This window comes from Nostoc sp. FACHB-110 (assembly GCF_014697425.1).
GTDB lineage: Bacteria > Cyanobacteriota > Cyanobacteriia > Cyanobacteriales > Nostocaceae > Nostoc_B.
The window spans coordinates 399650-425249 of record NZ_JACJRU010000001.1 but is presented as its reverse complement, the minus strand read 5'-3'; the positions used below and the strand labels follow the sequence as shown (position 1 = coordinate 425249).

The 25600-nt window shown below is 41.7% G+C and carries 16 protein-coding genes and 1 tRNA gene; 13 read left to right on the top strand and 4 right to left on the bottom strand.

Going from position 1 to position 25600, the window contains the following annotated elements:
* The first annotated feature begins 69 nt into the window (after nucleotides 1-69).
* The 5 genes from H6G69_RS01605 (at nucleotide 70) to H6G69_RS01585 (ending at nucleotide 11175) form a co-directional block, all read left to right on the top strand.
* Entirely contained in the window at nucleotides 70-2955 is a 2886-nt protein-coding gene (locus H6G69_RS01605) for an S-layer family protein (protein ID WP_190680870.1), read from the top strand.
* 65 nt (nucleotides 2956-3020) lie between these two features.
* Nucleotides 3021-5471 (top strand): S-layer family protein, encoded by a 2451-nt coding sequence (locus H6G69_RS01600; RefSeq protein ID WP_190680868.1) that lies wholly within the window; start codon nucleotides 3021-3023, stop codon nucleotides 5469-5471.
* 65 nt (nucleotides 5472-5536) lie between these two features.
* Entirely contained in the window at nucleotides 5537-7993 is a 2457-nt protein-coding gene (locus H6G69_RS01595; RefSeq protein ID WP_190680866.1) for an S-layer family protein, read from the top strand.
* Between the two features lie 64 nt (nucleotides 7994-8057).
* On the top strand, nucleotides 8058-10520 hold the full coding sequence (locus H6G69_RS01590) for a filamentous hemagglutinin N-terminal domain-containing protein (RefSeq protein ID WP_190680864.1): 2463 nt from the start codon (nucleotides 8058-8060) through the stop codon (nucleotides 10518-10520).
* A gap of 49 nt (nucleotides 10521-10569) precedes the next feature.
* A complete protein-coding gene (locus tag H6G69_RS01585; protein ID WP_190680862.1) occupies nucleotides 10570-11175 on the top strand; it encodes a hypothetical protein in 606 nt (201 codons plus the stop codon).
* A gap of 197 nt (nucleotides 11176-11372) precedes the next feature.
* Here H6G69_RS01585 and obgE read toward each other — a convergent pair whose 3' ends face one another.
* Both obgE and H6G69_RS01575 read right to left on the bottom strand, forming a co-directional pair.
* Complete coding sequence (gene obgE / locus H6G69_RS01580; RefSeq protein WP_190680860.1) at nucleotides 11373-12401, bottom strand: GTPase ObgE; 1029 nt, start codon at nucleotides 12399-12401, stop codon at nucleotides 11373-11375.
* 118 nt (nucleotides 12402-12519) lie between these two features.
* Complete coding sequence (locus H6G69_RS01575) at nucleotides 12520-13191, bottom strand: Mo-dependent nitrogenase C-terminal domain-containing protein (protein ID WP_190680858.1); 672 nt, start codon at nucleotides 13189-13191, stop codon at nucleotides 12520-12522.
* Nucleotides 13192-13414: 223 nt separating this feature from the next.
* Here H6G69_RS01575 and H6G69_RS01570 point away from each other — a divergent pair, with 223 nt between their 5' ends.
* The 3 genes from H6G69_RS01570 (at nucleotide 13415) to H6G69_RS01560 (ending at nucleotide 15414) form a co-directional block, all read left to right on the top strand.
* Complete coding sequence (locus H6G69_RS01570; protein WP_190680856.1) at nucleotides 13415-13843, top strand: DUF3110 domain-containing protein; 429 nt, start codon at nucleotides 13415-13417, stop codon at nucleotides 13841-13843.
* Nucleotides 13844-14079: 236 nt separating this feature from the next.
* Nucleotides 14080-15000, top strand: coding sequence for an N-acetylmuramic acid 6-phosphate etherase (murQ, locus tag H6G69_RS01565; protein ID WP_190680854.1), 921 nt, complete (start codon nucleotides 14080-14082; stop codon nucleotides 14998-15000).
* A 267-nt stretch (nucleotides 15001-15267) separates the two neighbouring features.
* Entirely contained in the window at nucleotides 15268-15414 is a 147-nt protein-coding gene (locus H6G69_RS01560; RefSeq protein WP_190680852.1) for a hypothetical protein, read from the top strand.
* 40 nt (nucleotides 15415-15454) lie between these two features.
* Here H6G69_RS01560 and H6G69_RS01555 read toward each other — a convergent pair whose 3' ends face one another.
* Entirely contained in the window at nucleotides 15455-17683 is a 2229-nt protein-coding gene (locus H6G69_RS01555; RefSeq protein WP_190680850.1) for an FdhF/YdeP family oxidoreductase, read from the bottom strand.
* Between the two features lie 93 nt (nucleotides 17684-17776).
* Here H6G69_RS01555 and H6G69_RS01550 point away from each other — a divergent pair, with 93 nt between their 5' ends.
* On the top strand, nucleotides 17777-18328 hold the full coding sequence (locus tag H6G69_RS01550) for a 2'-5' RNA ligase family protein (protein ID WP_190680847.1): 552 nt from the start codon (nucleotides 17777-17779) through the stop codon (nucleotides 18326-18328).
* Nucleotides 18329-18388: 60 nt separating this feature from the next.
* Here H6G69_RS01550 and radC read toward each other — a convergent pair whose 3' ends face one another.
* A complete protein-coding gene (radC, locus tag H6G69_RS01545) occupies nucleotides 18389-19120 on the bottom strand; it encodes a DNA repair protein RadC (RefSeq protein WP_190680845.1) in 732 nt (243 codons plus the stop codon).
* A 419-nt stretch (nucleotides 19121-19539) separates the two neighbouring features.
* Between radC and H6G69_RS01540 the strand changes: the two genes are divergently transcribed.
* From H6G69_RS01540 to H6G69_RS01525, 4 genes are all read left to right on the top strand, one after another.
* Nucleotides 19540-19613 (top strand) — tRNA-Pro (locus tag H6G69_RS01540).
* 559 nt (nucleotides 19614-20172) lie between these two features.
* Nucleotides 20173-23292: a GAF domain-containing protein gene (locus tag H6G69_RS01535; RefSeq protein ID WP_190680843.1), complete on the top strand. Its 3120-nt coding sequence runs from the start codon at nucleotides 20173-20175 to the stop codon at nucleotides 23290-23292.
* 710 nt (nucleotides 23293-24002) lie between these two features.
* Entirely contained in the window at nucleotides 24003-24926 is a 924-nt protein-coding gene (locus H6G69_RS01530; RefSeq protein WP_190680841.1) for an energy-coupling factor ABC transporter permease, read from the top strand.
* Nucleotides 24919-25587 carry an energy-coupling factor transporter transmembrane protein EcfT gene (locus H6G69_RS01525; RefSeq protein WP_190680839.1) on the top strand — a complete coding sequence of 223 codons (669 nt, stop codon included), beginning with the start codon at nucleotides 24919-24921 and terminating at the stop codon, nucleotides 25585-25587. The genes H6G69_RS01530 and H6G69_RS01525 overlap by 8 nt, the downstream gene beginning before the upstream one ends.
* Nucleotides 25588-25600: the final 13 nt, after the last annotated feature.

The window sequence follows — 25600 nt, the reverse complement described above, 5'->3', positions numbered from 1 at the left end:
TTATTTTTAGTAATAAAAACTACTTATATGGGAATAATAAATCCGGGTTAAAGCATGATAAATAAGTAGATGAAAACAAGTTTTGCTGGCTTAGGCTTCATTAGTGCAATTTTCCTACTTACTATTTGCACCAGCAGTGCTGGCGCGCAAGTGATACCTGATAGTACCCTCCACACCATTGTGGATGGAACTAATATTTACACTGTTACAGGTGGTACTGTCGTTGGCAAAAATTTATTTCATAGCTTCAGTCAGTTCTCTGTTCCTAGCCAAAATTCTGTAGTCTTCCAGACTAACGGTATTCAAAACATTTTTAGTCGAGTCACTGGTAATCATGTTTCTTATATTGATGGAAACATCAAAGCTGATGCTAATTTATTCTTACTCAACCCCGCAGGCATTATTTTTGGCAAAAATGCCAGCTTGAGTGTTGCTGGGTCATTTGTGGGGACAACGGCCAGTAGTATTAAGTTTGCTGATGGTACAAAGTTCAGTGCTACAGAACCACCATTGTTAAGCATAAGTGTACCCATTGGACTGCAAATGAGTAGTCATGCCAAACCAATACAGGTATATGGTAATGGTAATGATGGAATTGTGCCGACAAAGAATTTAGGTATATTAGGCAGTGCCACAAAGACCATTGCCTTAGTTGGTGGAGATATCACCTTGAGTGGGGGTGTCATTACTGCACCGTTAGGTCGAATTGAAATTGGTGCAGTCGATAGTGGCACAGTGAATTTAATCGCCACACCCACAGGATGGCAGTTAGATTATGCACAAGTGCAAGATTTTCGAGATATTAACTTCACACAACGCTCTTCTTTATGGAATCCTAATCCCGTAAGTAATCCCTTTGGTGGCATTCAAGTAGTAGGCAGAGATATACGCCTCGACCAATCGCAAATTGCGGGTGCAGCAATTAGAAGTGGACAGGGTAGTAATATTACTGTAAATGCAGCGCGATCGCTATTTTTGGGTGGAATCAATGCTAATGCTCAAGCTCCCAGTGCTTGGATTGTGAATCAGGTGGCACAAGGGGCAACAGGAAAAGGTGGTGCAATCAATATTCAAGCCGGGAATGTAACATTACAAGATGGTGCAGCCATTGAAACCTTCAGTTTGGGTACAGGGGCAGCAGGCAAAGTACAGGTCACAGCAGATACCATTACTGCTACGGGTGCGGTTGCCCTAACATCTCCCTTAGCACCATCTGGTAGTAGCCCCAGCCGCATCGGTAGTCAAACCTATACTTTGGGAGATGGGGGAGATGTGAGCGTAGTTGCGCGTAAACTCACTCTCAAAGATGGTGGTTTAGTCGGAACCATTGTCTTTCCGGGGGCTACGGGCAAAGGCGGAAATATTTCTGTGGATGTGGCTGATGAAATTTATGCCACTGGAATTAGCCCCATTAGCTTAACTTCCAGTGGTATAGATACTTACACATTCAGTAGTGGTAAGAGTGGCGATATCAAAATTTCCACAGACATCTTGAATTTGATTGATGGTGGAACCGTTTTGACTTTCACTTCTCGCTTGCAAGGAATACCAGGAACAGGTACTGGTAACACAGGCGATATTTCAGTGGTGGCACGCAAAGGTGTGAATATTGTGGGAACATCACCAATTTCACCCACTCTAATCAGCTTTTTGGGGACTTCTACAGCTGGTTCCGGCAATAGCGGCAATGTTTTTTTAACAACACCTAATCTGTCAATAGAAGCTGGGGCTTCCTTGGGTACAAGTACGCTGCCGATTATTGGTAACTTTGGCGATCGCACTCAGTCGAATAATCTAGGAAATAGTGGCAATATTAGTTTAAATGTCACAGAGCGTATAACCATTACTGGAATTAATCAGTTTACACTGGCTCCCGGTGGCATAGGAACTGCTACCTACGGTAATGGTCAAGCTGGTGATGTCAAAATTCAAACTAATCAATTGCAGATACTTGATGGTGGGGCTCTGGCCAACGGTACTACCAGCACTGGCAATGGTGGAGCTTTAACAATCCAGGCAAATGATATTTTAGTAGAAGGGAAAAATTTACGTGCCTCCGCGATTGGAGCTAGTGCCGCTATTTTGAATGCAACTACCCGTAAATTCTATAATCTACCTGATGTACCCACGGGCAAAACCGGTATATTGAACATTAATGCCAACAAGTTAACGGTTCGTAATGGTGGTAATGTTAGCGTCGCGCATGAAGGCACAGGTGACGCTGGAGAGTTAAATATCCAAGCCAATCAGATATTTTTGGATAATGGAGGGATTAAGGCTACCACTGCCTCAGGAGAAGGCGGTAACTTGACATTAACGGTGGGCAACGCCCTCGTGATTCGTGATGGCAGTAAAATTACCACCGAAGCAGGCAGTAATGGCAATGGCGGCAATCTTAAAATTAATGCCCCAATCATTCTGGGTTTAGAAAACAGCGATATTATTGCCAATGCCGTTCAAGGTAATGGAGGTAACATTGGCATTACCACTCAAGGCATTTTTGGGTTGAAATACCGTCAAGAACTAACTACAGAAAGTGACATCACGGCTAGTTCGCAATTTGGAGTGAACGGTACAGTTGATATTAATAATATTGGTGTTGACCCCAACTCAGGTTTACTCGAACTGCCAGAAAATGTTACCGACCCATCCCAGCAAATGAAGAGTAGTTGTGCGGCTAATACTGGTAGTAGTTTTGTCGTCACAGGTAGGGGTGGCATACCACAAAATCCTACCCAGGAAATTAGGAGCGATCGCACCTGGTCAGACATTCGTGATATCTCTGCGTTCCACACCACACAACCAGTCAAAGCCCAAACAGCAAAATCACCAGAAACGCTTGTCCAAGCTACCTCTTGGCGGCGTAACGCCCAAGGCAAAATTGAATTAATAGCCGAGCAATCTTCTACTCAGGTACAACCAAAATTAACCTGTGCGGCTCTACCCACAAATTAATGTATGTTATAAAAATCACTATTCTGGGAACAATATATACGGGACACAAAATCAGAAATCCGTTTATGAAATTAACGTTTGTTGGGCTTGGCTGTCTTGGTGCAATCTGTATCTGGGTGGTTTGCAACAATGGTGTTCACGCACAAGTAATTCCTGATAAAACTCTCAATACTGCTGTAGATATTGGTAGTAATAGTTACGTCATCAAAGATGGCACTCGTGTCGGTAACAATTTATTTCATAGCTTTAGCCAGTTCTCTATCCCTACAGGTAGCTCTGCATCATTTGACAATGCTACCGATATTCAAAATATTTTTAGCCGAGTGACTGGTGGTAATGTTTCTAACATAGACGGCTCTATCAGTGCCAAGGGTAGTGCCAACTTATTCTTACTCAACCCCGCAGGGATTATGTTTGGGCCAAATGCCAGCTTAAATATTGGTGGTTCTTTTATCGCTACAACTGCCAATAGCATTAAATTTGCTGATGGAGTTGAATTTAGTGCTGTAAATTCTGCTGCTAAACCATTATTAACAATGACTGTGCCCATTGGGCTGCAAATGGGTAATTATCCCTCAGCAATACAAGTTCAAGGTACAGGACATAAGCTATATACAACCGATTTTTTTTCTCCTGTAATTTATAATCCTAGCTCCACTCAATTACAAGTACAGTCAGGAAAAACCTTAGCATTGGTGGGTGGAAATATTACTTTGGATGGTGCTATTCTAAGTACCCAAACGGGTCAAATAGAATTAGGTAGTTTAGGAAGTGCAGGATTAGTTAGTTTAATACCGACTACTCAGGGTTATAAATTGGAGTACGAGCAGGGACAAAGTTTTGGCGATATTCAACTGGCGCAAAAGTCATTATTAGATGTGAGTGGGTTTAACTCCGGTGCAGTTCAACTCCAGGGAAGAAATATAGACTTTACTGATGGTTCGTTGATTTTATCCCAGAATTATGGCAATCTTTCGGGTGGAAATATTAATTTGCAAGCATCAGCAGCGATCGCCATTATTGGTAGCACACCTGAGGCAAAAATTCGTAGTTCGATTCGTACGGAAGCATTCGGAAGCGGAAACAGTGGAAATATCAGTATTATTACTCCCCGCTTGACACTCCAAGAAGGTGCCGCAATCAGTACTCTCACTTTTGGAACTGCTAAGGCTGGTAACATCCAAATTCAAGCAGCAGATATGGAGGTATCAGGTTTTTCACCCCAGAATCCCACTGGAAATACAGCCATTAACACTACCACGTATGGAAAAGGAGCGGCTGGAGATGTCGTCGTTAATGGGAATAATTTATTACTCTCTGGGGGAACCTCTATAACATCGGGGACGTTGGGGAGTGGCTCCAGTGGTCAGGTCATGATTCGCAATCAAAATACCACCGTCATAGGTGAAAATCCTTTTGGCCTGTCTAGCTATATTGGTATCATCACATTTTCAGATGGAAATGCTAAAGATTTAAGATTAGATACTGGGAACTTGCAGATATTAAATGGTGGAGTAATTGGTTCATCTGCATTCTTTGTCGGTAATGGCGGTAATGTCCAAATCAATGCTAGTAAGGCGATCGCTATTAGTGGTCGTGGTAGCAGTAGTAACAGTAATATTGGCTCTTCTGTTGTGCGTTACAGTCCGCAAATACGTCAATCATTTGGTTTGCCAGATATACTCACAGCAAATGCAGGTAATGTCAGTATTACTACACCTAAACTCACACTCACAGATGGTGGCACAGTCACAGTTGCTAGCCAAGGTACTGGAAATGCCGGAAATCTGCAAATTATTGCCAATCAAATTCAATTGAAAAATCAAGCTTTAATTCAGGCACAAACAGAATCGGGTAATGGTGGTGATATCAGTTTGCAAGTCAGAGATGTGGTACTGATGCGCGATCTCAGTAAAATTACAACCACCGCAGGCAGTAAAGGTAATGGTGGGAATATCCATATTAATGCACCAGTGATTATCGGCTTAGAAAACAGCGACATCACTGCTAATGCTGTTCGCGGTAAAGGCGGCAATATTAACATCACTACTCAGGGAATTATTGGTTTAGAATACAGTTCCCAACTGACAGGAGAAAACAATATCACCGCTAGTTCCGAGTTTGGGGTGAATGGGACAGTAGAAATTAATAATGTTGGTGTTGACCCCAATTCAGGTTTAGTGGAATTGCCAGCAAATGTTACTGATCAATCACAACAAATAGCTAGTGGTTGTGCTAACGAAACTGGTAGTAGCTTTATCGCTACAGGTAGAGGTGGTGTACCGCAAAATCCGACACAGGAAATTAGGAGCGATCGCACCTGGTCAGACACCCGCAATATATCTGCATTCTACACAACACAACCAGTCAAAGCCCAAACACCAAAATCACCAGAAACACTTGTCCAAGCAACTTCTTGGCGACGTAACGCCCAAGGTCAAGTTGAGTTAGTTACTGATAATTCCTCTACTCAGAAGCAAACTTCTTTAACCTGTGCTGCTGTAGCCGAAAATTAACTACTGTTCAAAAACTTATTCTCTTGGGAAACATCAATATGGACTAAAACACAAGAAATCGATTCATGAAATTAACTTTTGCTGGTTTGGGCTTAACTGGTGCAATTTTGATGTCTGCTCTTTGCTACGGTGATGTTCAGGCTCAAGTAACTCCTGATGGAACTCTCAATACATCGGTAACTGGCAATAATCATTACACCATCACCAACGGCACTCATGTAGGCAACAATTTATTTCATAGCTTTAGTCAGTTCTCTATCCCTACAGATGGTTCTGCATCATTTGAAAATGCCACTGATATTCAAAATATTTTTAGTCGGGTAACTGGTCGTCAGGTTTCTAATATTGATGGTGAAATTAGTGCTAAGGGTAATGCCAACTTATTTTTACTCAACCCCGCCGGGATTATCTTTGGCAAAAATGCCAGTTTGAATATTGGTGGTTCCTTTGTTGCCACAACTGCTAATAGCATTACATTTGCTGAGGGTTCAGAATTTAGTGCTGTAGATCCTGCTACTAAACCATTATTAACAATGAATGTACCCATTGGTTTGCAAATGGGTCAAAATTCCCAGGGGATTACTGTCGAGGGCTTAGGACATCGGATCACAAGTGGGGTCTTTACACCTTTAGATCGCACTCAGAATCCTACGGGTTTACAAGTTAAGACAGGCAATACCTTAGCACTAATCGCTAATGAGGTGAATTTCTCTGGTGGGATTATTAGCACTAATGGAGGTGGACATCTAGAAGTAGGGAGTGTGAGTGAGGGTCAAATCAAACTCAAACCTACTATTACAGGATGGGATGGAGATTATTCAGCAGTACAAAAATTCAACGATATCCACCTTGCAAACCAATCGTTGCTTGATGCCAGTGGTAGCAATGGCTCGATTCAATTACAAGGGCGAAATATCAACTTGAGCAATGGTTCTGCTATTGTAATCCAAAATTTTGGTGCAACAGTATCTGAGGGTATCAAAATCAAGGCTATGGAGTCTTTGAATCTTATCGGTAATGTCACCGATGCAAGTATCGGGAGTGCTATCCAAATTGACAATTTAGGAACTGCTCAAGCGGGTAATATTACCATATCTGCGGGGCAACTATCGATCCAAAATGGTGGACTAATCTCGACTCGGATGTTTACCCAAGCATCTGGAGGCAATATTACAGCCAATGTAGCAGGTTCAATCGATATCAGTGGCTTTGCCCCTAGCAATCCAATCAGATTGTCCTCAATCTCAACAACCACAGTTAACTCCGCTAATGCAGGTAATGTTACAGTCTCAACTGACAATCTCAGACTTCTCAATGGTGGTGGATTATCCTCTACAACCATAGGACTTGGACAGGCAGGAACGGTACAAGTTAATGCAGCAGACTTAATCGAAATTGCTGGTAACAACTCGATGATCTTGTCACCGAGTGCTTTGACTTCAACAACTCTCGGCCCTGGAAATGCCAATAACACCTTTGTTAACACATCCAGATTGGTGGTTCGAGACGGTGGATTTTTAGGGTCTAGTACTGTTGCTACAGGTTCATCTGGTAGTGTAATAATTAATGCTTCTGAATTTGTAGATATTAAAGGTAAAGGTGCGGGATCGATTACGCCTAGTCGTATCGTTTCCACCGCAGAAACTCTCGATCCAATCACCCAAGCTTTCTTTGGACTTCCTCCAATTCCTACAGGTGATGCAGGTTCCTTAATCATTAACACACCGTCATTAATTATCACAGATGGGGCATACATAACTGTTAGAAATGATGGGCCTGGTATATCTGGAGATTTGCAGATTAATGCCAATTCTATTTTTCTAGATAAACAAGGCAACATAACGGCATCCACCGCCTCTGGTAATGGGGGGGATATCAAATTAAACTTACAAAATTATTTGCTGATGCGTCATAACAGCTTGATTTCTGCCACCGCAGGCGGTAATGGTAACGGAGGCAATATCACCATTAATTCACCTACTATTATCGGCTTAGAAAACAGCGATATCACGGCTAATGCTGTTCGAGGTAAAGGTGGTAATATTAACATCACTACTCAGGGAATTATTGGTTTAGAATACCGTTCCCAACTGACAGGAGAAAACAATATCACTGCCACTTCCGAGTTTGGGGTGAATGGGACTGTGGAAATTAATAACATTGGTGTTGACCCCAATTCTGGTTTAGTGGAATTACCAGCTAATTTCACTGATTCTTCCCAACAAATCGCCAGTGGTTGTTTTGCGAATACTGCTAGTAGTTTTGTCGCCACAGGTAGGGGTGGTGTGCCGCAAAATCCCACAGAAGAATTGAGTAGCGATCGCACCTGGTCAGACACCCGCAATATATCTGCATTCTACACAACACAACCAGTCAAAGCCCAAATATCAAAATCTCCCGAAATACTTGTGCAAGCTACTTCTTGGCGACGTAATGCCCAAGGCAAAATTGAGCTTGTTGCCGATAAATCTTCTTTGCAGATACAACCAGCCTTAACCTGTGCAGCTACATCTCAAAATTAACTACCGTTAAAAATTTATGTTCTGGGGAACAATAAGTACGCAATAGAACACAAGAAATCGATTAATGAAAATAAATGTTGCGGGTTTGGGCTTAATTAGTGCAATTGTGATGTCTGCTATTTGCCACAGTGATGTTCATGCTCAGGTAACTTCTGATGGGACTCTCAACACCTCTGTGACTGGCAGTAATCATTACACCATTACCAACGGCGATCGTGTTGGCAACAATCTATTTCATAGCTTTAGTCAATTCTCTATCCCTACAAATGGTTCGGCATCATTTGACAATGCTACTGATATTGAAAATATTTTTAGTCGAGTGACTGGTGGTAATATTTCTCACATAGATGGTGCCATTAATGCCAATGGTAGTGCGAATTTATTCTTGCTGAACCCCGCAGGTATTATTTTTGGGCAAAATGCCAGCTTAAATATTGGTGGTTCATTTATAGGGACAACTGCTAATAGTATTAAGTTTGCCGATGGGACAGAATTTAGTGCCGTGCAGAGTGCAGGTAAACCTTTGTTGACAATGAGTGTACCTGTGGGTTTGCAAATCGGTCAAAATTCGGGGGGTATTACTGTCGAGGGCTTAGGGCATCGCCTCATAACTGGGTCTTTTACACCCCTAGATCGCAGTCAGAATCCTACAGGTTTACAAGTTAAGTCAGGCAATACCGTGGCACTGATTGGCAACCAAGTCAAATTCTCAGGGGGGATTGTGGCAGTCAACGGAGGTGGACATCTAGAACTAGGAAGTGTTCAACAGGGGCAAGTCGGACTCGATCCCACACTTACGGGATGGGTAGGAGACTACTCCCAGATTCAGCAATTCAATGATATCCATCTAGCCCAAAAATCCATGCTAGATGCCAGTGGTAACAATGGTTCAATTCAAGTACAAGGAAAAAATATCAGCTTGAGTGAAGGCTCTACTTTGCTGCTGCAAAACCTGGGAGCGCAATCACAAGGAATTACTGTCCACGCCACCGAGTCTTTGAATTTAACAGGCAACGCCCCTCAACAAGGATTGAGCAGTGCAATCAGAATCGAAAACTTAGGAATAGGTTCATCAGGAGATGTTGTGGTTTTTGCTAATCAACTCTCCATGCAGGATGGTGCCAGGATTAATAATCTTAATTTCACTACAGCAATCGGCGGAAATATTAAGGTTGATGTTAAAGATTTCATTAATATCAATGGTTTTATCTCTGCTGTCCCATCAGAAACCTCCGTTATCGGAACAGTTGCCACTAACTCTGGTAAAGCTGGTGATATTAATATCTCGTCGGGCAACCTCAGAATTACCAGTGGGGGAAATGTTAATTCTGTAACTGCGGGTTCTGGGGAGAGCGGAGCGATATTGATCAATACCACAGGACTGATCGAAGTTACTGGAAACAATCCATTTGTCTTAGCACCTAGCGGCATCTCTTCCACAACTTTTAGCACTGGCAATGCCAATAGTATATTGGTTAACACATCCAGATTAATTGCTAGTGACGGAGGAAGTCTGGGATCTGGCACTTTGAATCGGGGTTTAGCGGGGAATGTGACAATTAATGCGTCAGAGTTTGTAGAGGTGAGAGGTAAAGCACCAGGATCGATTAGAGGCAGTAACATCGCTTCCTCGTCTGAAATTCTTGACCCAATTTTGCAAGCCACTTTTAAACTACCGCCCATTCCTAGTGGTGATGCTGGTGCTTTAACAATTAATACCCCATCATTACGGGTTACTAATGGTGCATTCGTGAGTGTGAAGAATGATGGCCCTGGCAAAGCAGGAGATTTACAAATTAACGCTAATTCCTTGTTGCTCAACAACCAAGGTAATATCAGTGCATCCACTGCTTCGGGTAATGGCGGAGATGTCAGATTAAACTTGCAAGAGTATCTGTTGATGCGTTACGATAGTGTGATTTCAGCCACTTCTTTGGGTAAAGGTAACGGTGGTAATGTGTCAATTAAATCACCAGTCATAGTCGGATTAGAAAATAGCGACATCATCGCTAATGCCGTACAAGGTCGCGGTGGCAATATTGATATCACGACTCAAAGTGTTAATGGGCTAGTATTTCGTAATACTCTCACTCCCAGAGTTGATCTCAGCAATGACATCACGGCTAGTTCCCAATTCAACGTCAACGGCACGGTGCAAATTAATAACATTGGCATTGACCTCAATTCGGCTTTAGTAGAACTACCTACAAATATTACTGACTCATCACAGCAAATTGCTACAGGATGTGCAGATACTAGTGGTAGTAGTTTTGTCGCTACAGGCAGGGGAGGAATACCGCAAAATCCCACACAAGGGTTGAGGAGCGAACAACCTTGGTCTGATACTCGTGACATCTCTGCATTCTACACAACACAACCAGTCAAAGCCCAAATATCAAAATCTCCAGTAACACTTGTCCAAGCTACTTCTTGGCGACGTAATGCCCAAGGTAAAGTTGAGTTAGTTACTGATAATTCTTCTACCCAGAAGCAAACCTCTTTAACCTGTGCTGCGGTTCCTAGATAAAATAAGATTGTATCTGCACTGCAAGTTTCTCAAACAACGCTATAGCAATATGGCCTACAGTGAGTTTAGTTTAGCTAAAGCCAAACAAGCCTTTGGTTTAACGACAGTAGAGCAACGCGATATTTTTGCCAATGTTCCAGAATTATCAGCCAGTCAGTTGCTTGTAGAAACTTTGAATTATAACCTGGCGATCGCCTTGGCAAGTAACAGTGAAAAAGCCCGTTCGGAACTGATTATTGCCCCAATTCTCGTAGATTTACGCCGACAGTTAAAGGAAAAAATTAGTTTATTTTCTGGGATAGATTTTACGGTTGATGAAAGTCAAGGATTAAATGGCACTTGTGATTTTATTATTACAAAATCCCCAGAAATTTTGATAGTCACAGCACCAGTAATCACGGTTGTTGAAGCAAAAAAGGAGAATATCAACGCAGGTTTAGGTCAATGTGCAGCAGAAATGATTGCAGCCCAAATTTTTAATCAACAAGCACTAACAGAAATTAAAACAATTTATGGTGCAGTTACAACAGGTAGTATTTGGCAATTTTTAAAGCTAGAAGGACAAATATTAAGTATTGATTTGAGTGAATACTATCTTAAAGATGTGAATAAAATTCTTGGCATTTTAGCCAGTGGTATTATGACTGAAGGATAAATTTATCAGGGCTTCTAGCATCCAATTATTTATCAAGACTCAATTAGCTACATTGTAGATAGGACTCGTATTTGATTTCTGACAAAAACTCATACAGTTTCCAAACCTTGTTCCCTGTTAAGAGTTGCCTACCTTCACAAGTAAGTTCAGAAATCAAATCGAATTGCTATATATCTTTTGTTTTATTGTAAGTTAACTTAACTCAAAACTTGCTCGGCTTCAGCACTATTAATTTGGTCAAGAATGCCCCAAATTTCCTGTAACATTGGCTCTAGTCCAGTACGTGTTACGGCAGAAATTAGAAAAACAGGAGCATAAGCAAGGTGATTTAATTGCGTAGCCAATGCTTCTAAATCGACTGCTTCTCGATCAACTGCGTCAATTTTATTCAGTGCTAAAATTTGGGGACGCTCTGCTAAACCACGTCCATAGGCTTGTAACTCTTGTTGAATTGTTGTGTAATCTTGAATGACATTATCACTGGCGGCATCAATTAAATGTAACAATACTCGCGTGCGTTCAATGTGGCGTAAAAAATCATGTCCTAAACCTGCGCCTTCGGCTGCACCTTCAATTAAGCCAGGAATATCGGCAAAAACTGTACCATCACCTGTGGGTTTTCGGACTACGCCCAAATTTGGCACAAGGGTAGTAAATGGATAATCAGCTATTTTTGGTCTTGCAGCAGATAAAGATGAAATTAAAGTGGATTTACCAGCGTTTGGTAATCCAATAATGCCAACTTCTGCTAATAGTTTCAACTCCAGACGTAGCCTTTTTCTTTCCCCTTCTAAACCTGGCAGAGCGTATTCTGGGGCGCGGTTGCGGTTACTTAAAAAATATTGATTGCCTAATCCACCTTTACCGCCTTCTGCAATTAATAAAGTTTGTTCTGGTTGAATTAAATCACCAATTATTTCATCGGTTTCTGCGTTATAAATTGCTGTACCGCAGGGAACTTCAATGATTAAATCTTTACCGGATGCACCTGTACGGTTATTGGGGCCGCCTCGTCCACCATTTTCGGCTTTAAAAAGATGGTTATATTTAAAGTCTAAGAGAGTTTGTAAGTTTTCTACGGCTTGGAAAATAACAGAACCCCCGCGTCCACCATTTCCACCAGAGGGGCCACCAGCAGGTACATACTTTTCTCTGCGGAAGGCGACAATACCATCGCCTCCTTTACCTGCTTCTACTTCAATTTCTACTTGATCGATAAATTGCATAGTTTGATAGTGCTGAGTTGTGAGTTCTAAATTATAAGTTTTTTATTAATGCTTTATCTTTATTCTCTACTTTTAACTCAAAACTCAGCAATGACATTTGCTTTAGCGGAGGTTTCCTCTAAATATATGGTGTCACATCTTCCCCGCAGTCATCTGCCAAATAGGAGAGGGCGCGGAAACGTAAACCCACTAATTGCTCATAAAGTGGATTAATTTTACACAAAGGTGGGATGTGGACAATTTTGCGGCCAAATAAAGTGACATCCCGCTCAAAAGGACATTGAGAAGGAATCATTTTACATAGGAACCTAGCAACTCTGGGATCTTGGATATCTAACCCATCTAACCAGTCACGCAGGGGGTGAAGTGGGTCATGTTGCTGTCCTACAGATACGCTAGGAGGTATGACTGCCCAATCTTTATGTTCAAGAGTGTGGCGTAGGGCTTCTATAATATCTTCTGGTTGTTCTAAGATGACACAAAACTTGTGTAGTAATTCATCCTCACTGGGAGAATATGTACCATCAGCGATCGCTACCATAACAGCAGTACGTAAAAAATTCTCAGATGCTGATTGATCTTTACCTAAGGCTGCGGCTAATTCCTCTGGTGTAATGATCTCAAAAGACTCCCATTTGAGACTAGGTGCTAGTTCTTCTTGAGTCAGACTGGCAATTAATTGCTGTTCGTGGTCATCAAAGTTCCCATCTGCCCATGCAATTGTTAATAGCCCACGCAACCAAGCGGCAATTTGTTCGCTGCTGTATGGAGATTTTACGACACTGCTCATACTTTTGGCCTCAAAATTCTCACGGGTGATACTAGGCTACCTCGAATCCCCACGAGAGACTAGTTTGTCTTGTCAAGAGCTACAAAATTGCTCCTTACCCCTGATCTTCTCCCTGAAGCTTTGCCACGAAGCAAAGTTTGTGTGGTGAAGCACTAGGTTACAGTGGGGTTTTAAAATTGGAAAACAATGACTAGAGTGAAGAAAAATTTAAGTAAAAGGATAGATGATTAGTCCAATGCGTATATTTGTATTAATTTTTAATGCTCATACAGATAACGAAGGCATTCATACAATTAGAGTAGGCGATCGCAATAAAATTTTGATGTTCGAGTCAGAAGATGATGCTTTGCGGTTTGCTTTAATGTTAGAAGCTCAAGATTTCCCTACACCCACCGTAGAAGCAATTGATTCAGAAGAAATCAAAGAATTTTGCGAAAGTGCTAATTATGGCTGGGAAATCGTTCCCGAAAACAGCGACTTAGTGATTCCGCCAGAAATTAACGTAGAACAACCAGACTGGCAAAGTGATGCCGCAACTGATGAGGCTGATGAAAATGCCTTGGAAACTGAACAAGTCCCACCCGCCGCAGAAACCGAATTTTCCGACTCTGAACTCGCTGATATTCGCCGCAAACTAGAAGGGTTGTTGTAAAAAAGGAGCTAGGGGCTAGAAAGTCAGGTTTTTTACTCCTAACTTTTAACTCAGAGGAAGAGAACCTTAGGACTTACGCAAAATATCTCTCAAACTCTCATTTCTCCGTGAACTCTGCGCCTCTGTGGTAGCCTGCGGCAAGCCGCTATCGCGTCTACGATTTTCAGTAGCTTGTGCGTAAGTCCTGAACCTATTGACTATTGACCAATAACTATTGACTATTGAAAAAGGAAAAAATGGTAAATTTGCAGGAACGTGGGCATCTTTTAACTGAGCAGGTCAATCCTGATAGTCTCAATTTAGACCAACTCAGTGCTGTAGAGTTAGTAGAATTATTTAATAGCGAAGACCAAAAAGCAGTAGCGGCAGTAGCCGCAGCTAAAGCGCAGTTAGCATCAGCCATTGAGCAAACAGCAGCGCGATTACACCAAGGAGGACGTTTATTTTATATAGGTGCAGGCACTAGTGGTAGGTTAGGGGTATTAGATGCAGCAGAGTGTCCGCCTACTTTTTGTACGCCGCCCGAATTGGTGCAGGGAATCATTGCGGGTGGTGCGGGTGCGCTGGTTCGCAGTTCGGAAGATTTAGAAGACCGCGCCGAAGATGGCGAAGCGGCCATCGCTCAACGGCACATTACCCAGTTAGATGTGGTGGTAGGAATTACGGCTGGCGGCACAACACCATTTGTTCACGGCGCGCTGAGTGCGGCTCGTCAACGAGGCGCGGTAACTATATTTATCGCCTGTGTTCCACAAGAGCAAGTTAGCATTGATGTAGATATTGATATTCGCCTGTTGACTGGGCCAGAAGTGTTAGCTGGTTCAACGCGTTTAAAAGCTGGCACAGCCACAAAGCTAGCTTTAAATATACTGTCTACTGGGGTGATGGTCAAACTCGGCAAAGTCTACGGTAATCGGATGGTAGATGTTGCAGTCACAAATCAAAAACTCCTTGATCGCGCTTTACGAATTTTACAAGACCTCACAGGCCTCAGCCGAGAAACTGCTAATTCTTTACTAGAACGTAGTGGTAAATGGGTCAAGCTTGCTTTATTAATGCATTGGACTGGTTTAGAAAAAGAAGCAGGCGATAAACTGTTATCAGAACATCAAGGTAATTTGAGAGCGGCTGTAGCTAGTTATCAGGATAAAAGTTAAGAGAAGGGGGAATGGGGAATAGGTAAAAGAAAATGGGGTGTAGGGTGTAGGGAAAACTTGAGTGTCCCCGCGTCTCATACTAAGTTGGGTGTAAAAATATTATTCCTATGCCCCACTCCCTACTCCCTAGTACAGATTGGTCTAAATAAACAGACCATCGGAAATTGCTAAAAAGCTTGTGGTATCAAGATTATTTCTTTTTACTTTTTACTTTTTACTTTTTACTTTTGCCTTGTTGTACTAGTGTATTTAAGTAAACACGATATTATGGCTGAAAAAATCCAGACAGAAACAACTAATAATACAAACAATCAAGCAACAGAAACTGAAAAAGTTTTATGTCCTCATTGCCTGCGTACTGCTACCAACGGGATTAAATGTAAAGGCATTTGTGTAGCTGACAGTGATTATTAATGGAAAAAATTGCGATCGCTCCTAGCATATTTGATGTATATTACTTAGTGTATTTTTCCAGTCTGACAACAGCATTGTAATCTGGGACTCCTTCTAGCGATCGCTTACTTTTATCAAGCAGTACATTTCCCTCTGGCCAGTGGACTTGCAAATTTCCCCGTTGAATGGGTGCAATATAAACTTTCCCCACCAACTCGCCCAACTGATTTTTTAAAATTACCCGCTCCCCATCCTTTAAATTCAACTCCGCTGCATCCACCGCATTAATTAACACCGCCTCACGGAACGCCCCAGTAATTGCATCTTTGCGTTCTTGCACCATACTATTAAACTGTTTGCCTCGACGGGTAGCCACCAAAAAACAACCTTCTGGTAATTCTTTTTGCGGTGGTGATAGAGGTGTAAAATAAGCCTTGCCATCAGGTGTAGCGAAATGCCAACCAAAGCACAAATGCGAACCACCATATTGAAATTGGTCGCCTGCTTGCTGCAAATGTTGAATACCGGCGTATAACGGTACAACTTGGGCAATTTCCTCACGAATCGCAGAGGTATTCGCAAAACTTACCTTATCTGCTAACTCTGGACGCACCCGCTTGGCTAATTCGATAAACACTTCCCACTCTGGACGCGCCTCACCAACACGCGGCCCGGGAATTTCCGGACTAAAAATTATCCGCCGTTCGGTAGAAGTTTCCGTTACACCTCCCGGTATTTCATAACGAGTTGTGGCAGGTAAAAGCACCACAGTATCAGCAGGCTCAATTAACATCTGACTAGAAAGCACAATATCCAGATGTACCCGCAAAGGTATCTTTGCTAATGCACCAGCCACATAATCTGGTTCTGGCAATACTTCTAAGAAATTCCCACCCACAGAAAACAACACATCTAATTGCCCTTGATAGGCAGCATCAATCATTTCTGGGGCGATTAACCCTCTACTAGTCGGTACTGCAAAGCCCCACTGTTGACTTAACTTAGCAGCATTTTCTGAGTTGATAGGTTTACCACCGGGGAACACCGTCGCATAACATCCCATCTCTGCCCCACCTTGTACGCCAGAATGGCCGCGTATTGGCATTAAACCGCAGCCTTCGCGCCCAACAAAGCCTTTAGTCAGTGCCAGGTTAATAATACTGCGTACATTGTCTTCGCCACATTCATGCTGAGTTATGCCCATACTCCAAACAAATACAGCCTTATTTGCGGCTGCAACCATTTTGGCAAAGGCATACATCTCATCGCGGGTTGCGCCCGATAGTTGTTCTAACTCTTCCCAAGTTTGTTGTTCTAAAGATGCTTTGAGTTGGGCAAAACCAGAGGTATAATTGTTGATAAAAGATTCATCTACCCATGCGTGGGCAATTAGATGTTTGATTGTGCCGTTGAGAAAAGCTATATCACCACCGACATTGACCAAAAAGAAGTCTTCGGCAAACTTAGTCCCAAATAAAGCACTTTCCACAATTGAAGGAACCCAGTACCTTTCCATTCCAGGTTCGCGGTAAGTGTTAATCACTACAATTTTTGTGCCAGCTTTTTTAGCGTAGTGCAGATATTTCACTGTGACTGGCTGATTATTAGCGACATTAGAACCAATAAAAACTAATAAATCTGTACCTATCCAGTCTTTATAAGAACAAGTGGTAGCCCCTGCGCCCAGAGTGCTTTTCAACCCTGCCGTACTAGGAGAATGGCAAATACGGGCGGCATTATCAATATTATTGCTACCCATAGCCCGCACCGCTTTTTGGGTAGCGTAATAAGTTTCGTTGACAGTCCCGCGACTAGTAACGTAAAAACTGAGTTTGTCTGGTGTGGTAGCGCGGATATGAGTAGCAATTACATCTAAGGCTTCTTCCCAACTAACCCGATGGAAACCTTTTTCTTTGCGTTGACGCATCATTGGGTAGGGTAGTCGCCCCAATTCCCGTAACTGGGAACTTTTTTGAGTTTGCAATTGGGCGACATCTTGCAGTAAATCGGGATCAAAACTAGGCATAGTATTCATCTGCAACAAGCGCAACCGCACATTGCACAGATGGATACCATCTAAAGTCCAATCTTTCATCCCGGTTGTTCCTAACGCACAACCATCACAAACACCTTGATTGAGAATTTTCCAGGCGTAAGGTAGTTTATGGCGTGACAACCAGATAGCGCGAAATACTTCCCAGTAATTATTGGGGTACTGTTCGCCAATACCGAATGGCTTCCAACTAGCCCAGTGTTGAGGTGTCCAATATTTAGTGGGTTTAGGCAGCATAATAAGTATGGGAGTAAATCAAACTACCACTTTTAGGCTACCGTTTTGAGTAGCAAATGAGTAGTAGGTTTTGGTAGAGCGATCGCAATAATTATGCCTAAAATCAGCCTTTTTTTTGTTGCCCTGCTACCACCACCAGAAATTCAAGATTACGCTAACAATATCAAGCAATATTTTGCTGAGAATTACGCTAGTCGCCACGCCCAAAAATCACCACCCCACATTACCCTACAACCGCCATTTAAATGGGCGAATGCTGATACGCCACGGTTAGAAGCATTTTTACAGGAATTTGCTCATCAAAAACAGTCATTATTAATTACACTCAACGGTTTTAATGCTTTTGCTCCCCGTGTTATCTATATTGATGTGGTGAGAAGCCAAGAACTTTTGCAACTCCAAGCCCATTTAATGGTAAAAATGGAAGCTGAATTAGGCATTATAGACAAGGTGGGCAAAAAACGTCCTTTTGCGCCTCACATGACAGTCGCCTTTCGAGATTTGACCAGACGAAATTTTAAAGCTGCTTGGCCAGAATTTGCCCATAGACAAGTATATTTTGAATTTATGGCTGACAGGTTAACATTATTAATTCACGATGGTAGACGTTGGCAGATAAAAACAGAGTTTGCTTTTTTGGGTTAGATATCGTTTCCGGTGCAAGACTTGTCATTAAGCACCCAAAGCGAATAGAGAAATTGGCAATTAATCACCTTGCGGATATTCATTCCACAAGGTTGTAATTTCGCGGAGACTTTGGTGATTGCCATTGCCTAAAATTAAATGATCTAGCAAGGGAATATTTAATAACTGCGCTCCTGCTAAAAGTTGACGCGTCAATTCTATATCTTCATCACTAGGTTCCACATTACCCGAAGGATGGTTGTGAGCGACAATTGCTTTTGTTGCGCCTTGACGAATTACTTCCCGAAAAATCTCTCTCGGCGAAGCTAAAGTTTCTGTGGCTGTACCGATGGTAATTACTTTTGTACCTAACAAGCGATTCTTAACATCTAATAAAAGTACCGCAAAACGCTCTTGTGTCTGCCACATTAAATCGTGACTCAATGCTGCGGCTGCGGCCATTGGGCTTTCTATGGGTGTGCGGTCTAAAGGACGAGATTGAAAGGCACGTTTTCCGAGTTCTACCGCCGCTAAAATAGTTGTGGCTTTGGCTGGGCCGATACCCGGAATTTGCATTAATTCCGCAGGCGTAACTTCGCGCAGCACTGCTAATGGGTCGCGCTGATGTTTGCTGAGTTCCTGCAACAGATATTGCCCTAAACCCACAGCTGAAAGTTTGCCTGGCCCTTGTCCTGTGCCTAAGAGAATTGCAATTAACTCCGCAGTGGCTAAAATTTTTGGCCCATGTGTCATTAAGCGTTCACGCGGACGTTCATTTGTGGGGATGTCGGCAATTCTGAGGCAATAAGTCATAGAACAAAGGCGAAATAGTTACCCTGAATGGAACTATTTTTAGTTATCCCTTGTTTGTGGTCATAATTATCTTTATTTGAGAAAATTTTAATTTTGGAAATTTTACTGGAGTAATCCCCAAAAATCTCTTGCTCTAGAATTAGCTCCCAAATTGCCTTAAACGTTCATATCGAGCGAAAATATTGTTGGTAATTTTTAGTTGTAGTCTGAATTATGGCTTGCTAGGCACAAAGCATACAACACCGAATTGGTTGAGTTTTTCATGAGAACTGGTCTACTGATATGGGGAAAAGTGACCTTAATAAGGATAAACTGAAATGCGATCGCCACAATTTACGCTTGTTAACCAAGTTTACTAACTGTGAAACTTCCTTTTTGAAGTTCTTTGTGGTATAATAAAAAATATTGCCATTTTTTGACGGGATGTAGCGCAGCTTGGTAGCGCACTTCGTTCGGGACGAAGGGGCCGCTGGTTCGAATCCAGTCATCCCGATTGGTGTTGTCGAATAACTAATTATTTGTCGTCGTTAACACATTAGTGTCGTTATTAACAAATTAATGTCGATGTTAAGCTGTTACGCATTTAAATTGGATAATCAGGGCGGGCTGTCCGTCCCACCCCACAAGAATTTGGCAGAAATATATTATGCAATTTAAATGTTTTTTAGCTTAACGAATTTAACGATGATTGGAGTTGTTCATAACTAATACCTAAAATTTGTTTTGTTCTATGTGGATATTTCTCAATATAATCAAAAACCCTAACTATTTCAGAAAAATGGTAAATGCTCAATTTAACTTTTTACCATTTTTATTTCCCTAAGTTAATATTTCGGACAAGTCTATTATTGAAACCAGTACTTTATCGCTTCAAAAACAATTTTTATTTATAGTGATTTTCTGACTTAGCTCTCTTTACATTTCTTTAGAGACAGCCTCTAAGATTGTGCGAGAATTTGACTAGCTTTCCCGACATGAGCAAACTGTTACCTTTGAAACTAATCAGGGAATTATGATATGAAGGACTTTCGTTATTTAAAGTCAGATAGAGAATGGAAAACTCCTCTAATCTCAAATCTATACACCAGAATTCTCCGCAATTACAATATCAGTCAGATATGACATTCTCCCTAGATCAAAGCGAGAAGCAAAAAGCCCTGTCTGGTGTCATTGCTCGGATTCGAGAGTCTCTGGATGTAGACACTATTTTCAAGATCACAGTTACAGAAGTCCGGCAACTACTGAAGAGCGATCGCGTCGGTGTGTTTCGTTTTTATCCTGAATCGGGATGGGGTGGAGAAATTATCTATGAAGATGTCGGCCCAGGCTGGAAGTCGGTATTAGCAGCTAAACTCCGCGATGAATGCTTTAGTGTGGAATTTGCCAGTAAATATCAGCAGGGACGGATTAATGCCACGGCTGACATTTATCAAACTGATGCTAGTGAATGCTACATCCAGCTTTTAGAACAATTCCAAATACGCGCTAATATCATCGCCCCCTTGATTAGAGGCAAAGACTTGTGGGGATTGTTATGTATTCATCAATGTGGCACACCTCGACAATGGGAAGAATCAGAAATTGAGTTTGTGCAACTCATCGCTGCCCATCTGGGAGTTGCTCTCCAACAAGCAGATTATCTCGAAAAAGTCAAAATTCAATCAACACAACTAGCACAAGCCCAAGCTAGAGCCAAAGCCGCTGAATGGCAAAAAACCATCGCCATCACCGTCGAAAAAATTCGTCAGTCTTTAGATTTAGAAGGAATTTTCCGCACTAGTACCTTAGAAATCCGAGAATTACTCAATGCAGACCGGGTTGCCATATATCGTTTCAATCCTGATTGGAGTGGTGAATTTGTTTTTGAATCAGTAGCCGAGGGTTGGATTTCTCTGATTGAAGAACAATCACAAGACTCTAATTTAAAAGAAAATGTCAGCGAGTGTAGCGTGCAAGAGTTGACTGAAACCCCAGTCATGGATACTTACTTACGCGATACAGAAGGAGGTAAATTTACCAAAAGCGAAGTATATCGTATTTGTAATGATATTTATAGTTATGGTTTTACTGACTGCTACATCAAACTTTTAGAACGTTATCAAGCCAGAGCTTACGTAATCATTGCCATTTACCACGGTCAAAAACTCTGGGGATTACTAGCGGTATACCAAAACAGTAATAGCCGCGAATGGCAAGAAGATGAAGTTTATTTACTCACTCAAGTTAGTACGCAACTAGGTGTAGCTTTACAACAAGCAGAATTTTTACAGCAAATGCAGCGCCAAGCCGCAGAACTGAGTAAAGCTGCTGAACGTCAAAGAGCCTTGGCAAATACTGTGGAAAAAATTCGCCAGTCTCTAGATATTGAAGCTATTTTTAAAACCACTACTCAAGAAGTTAGACGACTATTAGAAGTAGAAAGAGTCGCAATTTACCGCTTTTACCCTGACTGGAGTGGTGAATTTGTCGCTGATTCCATCGTCGATGGCTGGACTCCCATTGTCAAACCCCAGCCTGTAACAGAACGCGCCTTGCTTCAAGAAACGCAAGCTGGTAAATATCCGCGCCATGAAGTGTTTGTACCAATTTCCCAAGGTGAAAAATTATGGGGATTGTTGGTAGCTTATCAAAACTCCCAACCCCGGTATTGGCAAGATGAAGAAATCAACTTATTAGCTCAAGTCGGTATTCAGCTAGGAGTTGCATTACAGCAAGCAGAAGCCTTAAAACAAGTACAGTTACAAGCCGAACAACTAGCAAAAGCCGCAGAACGAGAACGAAAAGCCGCAGAACGAGAAAAAGCACTAGCTGTTACCGTTGAAAAAATCCGCCAATCCCTTGACTTACATACAATTTTTGCTACTAGTACCCAAGAAGTCCAGCGGTTGTTAGAAGTAGATCAAGTAACAATTTATCGTTTCCGGGCTGATTGGAGTGGGGAATTTGTCGCAGAATCAGCTGCGCCTGGTTGGGCTTCGGTTCGCAAACTTTTGAGTGTGATTGCTAATGATTATTTACAAGAAACCCAAGGAGGAGACTTTGCCAAAGGTCAAATTCTGGTGGTTAGAGATATTTATAACAATCAAGATGCTCATCAATATGTTTCTTTGAGCCAATTAATGGAAGCTCGTTCCTATATGATTGTGCCAATTTTCCAAAGCGATCAGTTATGGGGATTATTAGCGGCTTATCACAACACTGTAGCCCGTGATTGGCGAGAAGAAGAAGTGGATTTGCTGGTACAAATAGGGAATCAGTTAGGTGTAGGACTTCAGCAAGCAGAATTACTCGAACAAACTCAGCGACAAAAAGAAGAATTAACACAGACTCTCAAAGAATTACAGCAAACTCAAAGCCAGTTAATTCAAAGTGAAAAAATGGCTGGGTTAGGTCAACTAGTCGCAGGTATAGCCCATGAAATTAATAATCCGATTAGTTTTATTTTTGGCAATATTACTTATGTGGCTGAGTACACCAAAAATATGCTGAATTTGCTGCAAATGTATCAAAAATATTATCCCAAGCCCAGGGTAGAAATTAGAGAAAAAGCAGCAACTGTAGATATCGATTTTATTGCTGATGACCTGCCCAAAATGCTGAATTCGATGATGATGGGAGCAGACAGAATTTCGCAATTGGTTTTGTCATTACGCACTTTTGCGCGTTTAGATGAAGCCGAAATGAAACCTGTTAATTTGCATGAGGGGATTGAGAGTACTTTATTGATTTTGAATCATCGGCTACAAGCCAGTGCCGATAATTTAGCTATTGAAGTAATTAGAGAATATGGTGATTTGCCGCTAGTAGTTTGTTATGCTGCCCAGATGAATCAGGTATTTATGAATATTTTGAATAATGCTATTGATGCCCTAGCAGACTTAACTACTCAACGCAAAATCATGGACAAACCGAAAATTTGGATTCGGACAAAAGTGACGGCTGAAAATACAATTCAAATTCAGATTGCTGACAATGGTCATGGTATTCCCGAAGAAGTGCGATCGCGCATTTTTGAACCATTTTTTACGACTAAACAACCTGGACAAGGCACTGGTTTAGGACTTTCTATTTGTTATCAAATTGTTGTCTACAAACACGGCGGTAAACTCAACTTTGTTTCTCAACTAGGAAAAGGCTGTGAGTTTTGTATAGACATACCCAACATCGGCTAAATACATTTTTCCAGAATTAAGGTGGGTTTACTCAAAGTATCATTATAGCGATTCCCAGTTAAGTGAGGTACAGGTAATATTTTGAAACGCAGAGGGTCGCAGAGTTAAGCGCAGAGGTACGCAGAGATTTGTACTTCAGCAGACTAGGAAACGCTATAGTATTTAATGATATTTTAAACTCGCCTTTACTTTTAACTATTGATTTGTTCATGCCTTATTCAATGAAGATTGCTCTGCTAATCTATTATTAGATATCAATCAAATTACTATAGGCAGTAATTCTAATTTATTTGATAAACATCAGTATTTATATAGTAATCCGGTTTGATTATTGAAATTATCTGCGTAGCCTGGGAGTAGTGAGTGGGGAGAGGGGAGTAGGAAAGAGTAATTTTTGGAGGTACGGATTTTTTTTCCTAAATCAAATATGAGTCCGATAAATTATTAGTTTGGTTTACAACATTTTCTACATATATGAGGATTTTGCTTAATTTAAATATTTATTTTTAAATAAATATAACAAAATATTAAAACTAGTAAATAACTAAAATATTTAACATAAATTCGCTTGTCAATCCTCCTTAAGAAGTAGTAAAAATCCCCTGAGAGGGCATTGCAAAAAGCCGGAAAATTTTGTTTTTTGTTAATATAAATACCGTGGTTATATTGATTTAATTGTGTGAGTCAACACATTCAAAACGGGGCGGATCATGCATATTCCTGATGGATTTGTTTCAGGGTCAGTAGCAGGGGCTACAAGTTTAGCAAGTGTGATAGCACTATTCATTGCTTCTGGGCGATCGCAAGCAGCTTTAGGTATGCGTCGCGCGCCTATCTTGGGTTTAACTACTGCTTTTATATTTGCTGCCCAGATGATCAATTTTCCGGTAGCTGGAGGCACTAGCGGTCACTTGTTGGGGGGAACTTTAGCGGCGATTGTTTTAGGTAGTCCTTGGGCAGGGATGTTGTCTATTGCTACGGTTTTAATTATTCAAGCTGTACTCTTTGCCGATGGTGGGATCACAGCCTTGGGTGCAAATATTTTCAATATGGCTATAGTTGGTGTTTGGGTTGGTTGGGTTTTAACCCAAACTTTGCAACGCTTATTTGGTGGTTCTAAAGGGCGTTTACCTCTAGCAGCTGGGATAGCATCTGGTATTAGTGTAGTGGTAGCTGCCATAGCTTGTGCTATTGAATTAGGTCTTTCGGGAACTGCACCTATAGCGATTGCATTACCCGCAATGACTGGCGTACATATCTTAATTGGTGTGGGTGAAGGTTTAATTACTGGTGGTGTTTTAACTTATTTAATTACCGCAAGGCCGGATTTATTACCAGGAGAACAGGAGGAATTTAAAGGCTGGTTAGTTCCGGTTGTGAGTATCTTTTTAATTGCAGGAGTGCTGTCACTATTTGCTTCTGCATGGCCGGATGGTTTGGAAAGGGTAGCGGGAAACTTAGGCTTTATTAACTTAGCTGAAAATGTCCGCATAAGTGTACCAACCCCCTTTGCTGACTACAGTATTCAAGGTTTAGGGACAATTGGCACAAGTATTGCCGGGCTTTTAGGTGCTGCGGTGTGCTTTGCTATTGCCTTTGGGATAGCCAAGGTAGTGAAACCAAATAATGCTTAGATTCGCCTTACCGTTACGTTTACATCTATCCCTGGTGATAGTTATCGGAGCAGCGTTATTAAAATATCATGCTTGGCCTTGGTTGGGTGTGTATGGTGCGATCGCACTTTTATGGGCCAGTATATTACGCGTACCATTACGCCATCTGGCTAGCTTAGTAGGTACAGAATTGATTTTTCTATCGTTATTAGCATTGCCTTTGGGATGGGAGAGAGCGAGCTTTCTATTGTTGCGTTCTCTGGTATGTCTGTTAGTCATGAATAGTTTTTTGTTAACTCTACCGCCCCATAGTTTTGGTATTGCGCTGAAAAGCTTACCCGTCCCTGCTGCTATCAAAGAAAACTTACTTTTAGCAGGGCAGTATATGGAGATTTTGGTAGATGAAGTGACACAAATGATCCGCAGCGCTCAACTACGTGGCCTCACAGGTACTGCAGGATGGCTGCGCTATGCTAGTGCTGCCATGATTGGTAGTTTATATCTACGTAGTTTAGATAGAGCAGAGAGAGTATACGCGGCTATGGTAACTCGTGGTTATCAAGGAAAGTTGCCAGTAGACGCATCATTAAAACCAAAAGAGCGTTTTGTCTTGTTGATAACTTGGGCGGTTGTGATTTGTTTAACCCTAAGTTCTTACTTTCCAGGTGCGGTTAAAGGCTGACAGCAACATTGTT